The sequence below is a fragment of the Rhodoplanes azumiensis genome, from assembly GCF_042682915.1.
In the GTDB taxonomy this organism is placed as follows: Bacteria; Pseudomonadota; Alphaproteobacteria; order Rhizobiales; family Xanthobacteraceae; genus Rhodoplanes; species Rhodoplanes azumiensis.
The window spans coordinates 1-632 of the sequence record NZ_JBHUIW010000079.1 but is presented as its reverse complement, the minus strand read 5'-3'; the positions used below and the strand labels follow the sequence as shown (position 1 = coordinate 632).

General features: G+C 70.7%; 1 protein-coding gene. It reads right to left on the bottom strand.

Annotation, left to right across the window (positions count from 1 at the left end; translation table 11 throughout):
* The coding region (locus ACFSOX_RS23640; protein WP_378480269.1) for a methyl-accepting chemotaxis protein at window positions 1-632 on the bottom strand (632 nt) is incomplete at both ends.

Here is a 632-nt window from a genome sequence, read left to right as displayed (position 1 = left end):
TCGGTGCGGAAATAGGCGATGCTGGCCTGCAGCTGCTCGGCCTGCGCGGCGAGCTCCTCCGAGGTCGCCGACATCTCCTCCGAGGCCGAGGCGTTCTGCTGCGTCACCTTGTCGAGCTGCTGGATCGCCTGGTTGATCTGCTCGGCGCCGATGTCCTGCTCGCGGCACGCCGCGCTGATCTCCGAGACCAGCTCGGCCGTCTTGCGGATGTCGGGCACGAGCCGGGTCAGCATCTCGCCGGCCTCCTGCGCCGCCTTGACGGTCTGCGACGACAGCGTGCCGATCTCGGCCGCCGCGGTCTGGCTGCGCTCGGCGAGCTTCCTCACCTCCGACGCGACGACCGCGAAGCCCTTGCCGTGCTCGCCGGCGCGGGCCGCCTCGACGGCCGCGTTGAGAGCGAGGAGATCGGTCTGGCGGGCGATCTCCTGCACGATGGTGATCTTCTCGGCGATGGTGCGCATCGCCTCGACGGCGCGGGCGACGGCATCTCCGCTCGACTCGGCGTCGGCCGCCGACTTGCGCGCGATCGTCTCGGTCTGGGTGGCGTTGTCGGCGTTCTGCTTGATGTTCGCCGCCATCTCCTCCATCGAGGACGACGCCTCCTCGGCGGACGCCGCCTGCTCGGTCGCGCC